The organism is Immundisolibacter sp. (assembly GCF_028696615.1).
In the GTDB taxonomy this organism is placed as follows: Bacteria; Pseudomonadota; Gammaproteobacteria; order Immundisolibacterales; family Immundisolibacteraceae; genus Immundisolibacter.
Genome location: NZ_JAQVGQ010000274.1, coordinates 1 through 3080, shown reverse-complemented (window position 1 = coordinate 3080; position 3080 = coordinate 1). Strand labels below are relative to the sequence as shown.

Here is a 3080-nt window from a genome sequence, read left to right as displayed (position 1 = left end):
CTCCAGCGGCCTGCATTCGAACGGCTACTCGCTGGCGCGCAAGGTGATGCAGCACGTCGGGGCGGACCTGCACGCCCCGTTCGGCGACGGCACGCTCGGCGCCACGCTGTTGGCGCCGACGCGTATCGACGTGAAACCGGTGCTGGACCTGCTGGCCGCGCTGCCGGTGGTCGGCATCGCCCACATCACCGGCGGTGGCCTCATCGAGAACATCCCGCGCGTGCTGCCCAACGGTCTCGCGGCGCGGCTCGACACCCGCGCCTGGCAGCGGCCGGCCATCTTCGACTGGCTGCAGCGGCACGGCGGCATCGCCGATGCCGAGATGTGGCGCACCTTCAACTGCGGCATCGGGCTGGTAGTGATCCTGCCGGCGGCGCGCGCCGACGAGGCCATCGCGCGCCTCACGCAGGCCGGCGAGCGCGCCTGTTTGGTGGGCGAAATCGTGCCGCGCGGGGACGGCGCGGGCGTCGTGCTCGCGCCGTGACGGCGCGCCTTTCGGTACTGATCTCCGGGCGCGGCAGCAACCTCGGCGCCATCCTGCACGCCTGCGCCACCGGCACGCTGCCGGCGCAGGTGGTGCAGGTGATCAGCAACCGCCCGCAGGCCGGCGGTCTCGATCTCGCTGCGGCGGCCGGCGTGCCGACCGCGGTGGTCGATCACCGGCAGTTTGCGGACCGCCGCGACTTCGAGCGGGCGCTGCAAGCCCAGCTGGATGCGGTGTCGTGCGATCTGATCGTGCTGGCGGGTTTCATGCGCGTGCTGACGGCCGATTTCGTCGCCCGCCATCGCGGCCGGCTGGTCAACATCCATCCCTCGCTGCTGCCGGATTTCCCGGGGCTGCACACGCACGAGCGGGCGCTGGCCGCCGGCGTGGCCGAGCACGGCGCGAGCGTGCATTTCGTCACCGCCGCCGTCGACGGCGGGCCGCTGATCGCGCAGATTCGCGTGCCGGTGCAGGCCGGCGACACACCGGACACGCTCGCCGCGCGCGTGCTGGCCGCCGAACACCGGCTCTATCCCACGGTCTTAGGCTGGTATGCGCAGGGTCGTCTTGCGCTGGCCGGCGAGCGGGTGCTGCTCGACGGCCTGTGGCTCGCGGCGCCGGTGCAGTTCGCCGCCGCAGGAGAACGCAATGATTGAGCAGATTCGAAACCGCCTTGGCCATGCCCGCCGGCTGGTCGCCGCGCTGCTGCTGCTGGGCGGTGCCGCCCAGGCCGCGCCGCCGGCGCAGTGGCAGGCGGTCTACGCCGTGCGCCAGGGCAACATCGACGGCGGCGAGGCGGTGCAGAGCTACCAGGCCGTCGACGGCCAGTATCGGCTGACGCTGGACGTGACCCCCGGCGGCGTGGTGGCGCTGTTCACGCAGGAAAGTTTCCACGACGAGAGCAGCGGCAAGGTCGACCAGCACGGCTGGCGGCCGCGGCGCTACGTGCACCTGCGCCAGGGCGGCAAAAAGCAGCGCGATTACGAGTTCCTGTTCGACTGGCAGGCCGGGCAGCTGCGTGAAACGCAGGCCGACACCCCGCCGGTGGCGCTGCCGCCGGGCACGCTCGACGAACTCACCTATGTGGAGGCATTGCGGCGCACGCTGGCCGCCGGCGGCACCGGCCTCAAGGTGCCGGTGCTGTACGGTTCGGATGGCAAAATCCGCGAGTACACGCTGCAGACGCTGGGCGAGGAAGAGATCGCCACCCCGGCCGGCACCTTTCACACGGTCAAGGTGCTGCGCACGCAGGAGGGTGGCAAATACACCGTCACGCTGTGGTGCGCGCCGCAGCTCGACTACTTTCCGGTACGCATCGACCGCGAGAAGCGCGGCCGCTCGCAGGGCACGCTGCTGCTGAAGCGTTATCAGGGCGGCGGGCGCAGCGTGCCGGCATCGACCACTGCCGACTCCAGCCGCCAGGCCGGCAGCGGCGTCTGACCGAGTTTCGCCGCGCGTCGCCGGCGCGGCTTGCGGCAGGTGGCGCCGCCACGCGGCAGGCTGAAAAATTCCGGGGACGGAATTTTTCGAGAGGTTGGTGGTGTGACGCGCCTGGTCGGTGTCCTGTTCCTGTTGTGGGTGCTGCTGTGGCCGGCGGCGCGCGCCGACACGCTGCGCGTGACGCTCGACGGCCTGCCCAAGACGCTCGCCGGCGGCGTGCTGGCGGCGCTCGACATCGGCGCCGAGGCGCAGCGTGAGCCGCTTGCCGAGGCGCGCATCCGCCGCGCCCACGCCGCCGCGCCGGGGCAGATCCGGGCCGCGCTCGAGGCGGCCGGCTATTACCGCCCGCAGATCGACGCCAGCCTGACGCACGACGCCGACGGCTGGCGGGCGCGTTATCGCGTCGACCGCGGCCCGCCGCTGCGCGTGGCGCGGCTGGACCTGAGCCTCACCGGCCCGGCCAGCGCCGACCCTGAACTCGAGCCCGCGCTGGCGGCGTTTGCGCTCAAGGTCGGCGACCGGCTGCAACACGCCCGCTACGAGGACGGCAAGCGCGCGTTGCTGGAGGCGCTGCACGAGCACGGCTACCTCGACGCCGCCTTCACCGCGCACCGCGTCGACGTGGACCTCGACGCCTACCAGGCGCGCATCACGCTCAGTCTGGCCAGCGGCGAGCAATACCGATTCGGTGCGCTGACCCTGGACGACACGGTGGTCGGCGCGGCGCTGCTGCGCCGCTACGGCGCCCCGCAGCCCGGCGAGCCCTACCGCGCCGCGCGCCTGCTGGACTATCAAAGCGCACTGGCCGACAGCGGCTATTTTTCCGGTGTGCAGGTGCAGCCCGGCGAGCGCGATCCGGCGACGCACACGGTGCCGGTGACGGTGCAGTTCACGCCGCGCCCGCGCGATGCCTACAACGCCGGCGTCGGCTTTGCCACCGACAGCGGGCCGCGCCTGCGCGCCGGCTACGACCGCCGCTACCTGAACGACCGCGGTCACGCCCTGACCAACACGCTGCTGCTGTCGCCACGCGACAGCGAGCTGTCCACGCGCTACCGCATCCCGCTGGCCGATCCGCGTGCCGAGCAGCTCGGTTTCGGCGCAGCCCTGAAGCGCGAGGACACCACCACCCGCCTGTCCGAGAACCTCGACCTGC

General features: G+C 72.3%; 4 protein-coding genes. All 4 read left to right on the top strand.

What is annotated here, in order from left to right:
• On the top strand, nucleotides 1–484 hold a 484-nt coding region (locus PHC73_RS13105), incomplete at its 5' end, for an AIR synthase-related protein (RefSeq protein WP_300129131.1).
• A complete protein-coding gene (purN, locus tag PHC73_RS13100) occupies nucleotides 481–1140 on the top strand; it encodes a phosphoribosylglycinamide formyltransferase (RefSeq protein WP_300129128.1) in 660 nt (219 codons plus the stop codon). The genes PHC73_RS13105 and purN, both read left to right, overlap by 4 nt.
• Complete coding sequence (locus PHC73_RS13095; protein WP_300129124.1) at nucleotides 1133–1924, top strand: DUF3108 domain-containing protein; 792 nt, start codon at nucleotides 1133–1135, stop codon at nucleotides 1922–1924. The genes purN and PHC73_RS13095 overlap by 8 nt, the downstream gene beginning before the upstream one ends.
• Before the next feature lie 102 nt (nucleotides 1925–2026).
• Nucleotides 2027–3080 (top strand): POTRA domain-containing protein (locus tag PHC73_RS13090; RefSeq protein WP_300129121.1); only part of this gene is annotated, 1054 nt, incomplete at its 3' end.

Bases quoted from the DNA above. Each gene is read 5' to 3' on its own strand.
- PHC73_RS13095 (WP_300129124.1), top strand. From the start codon at position 1,133: ATGATTGAGCAGATTCGAAACCGCCTTGGCCATGCCCGCCGGCTGGTC.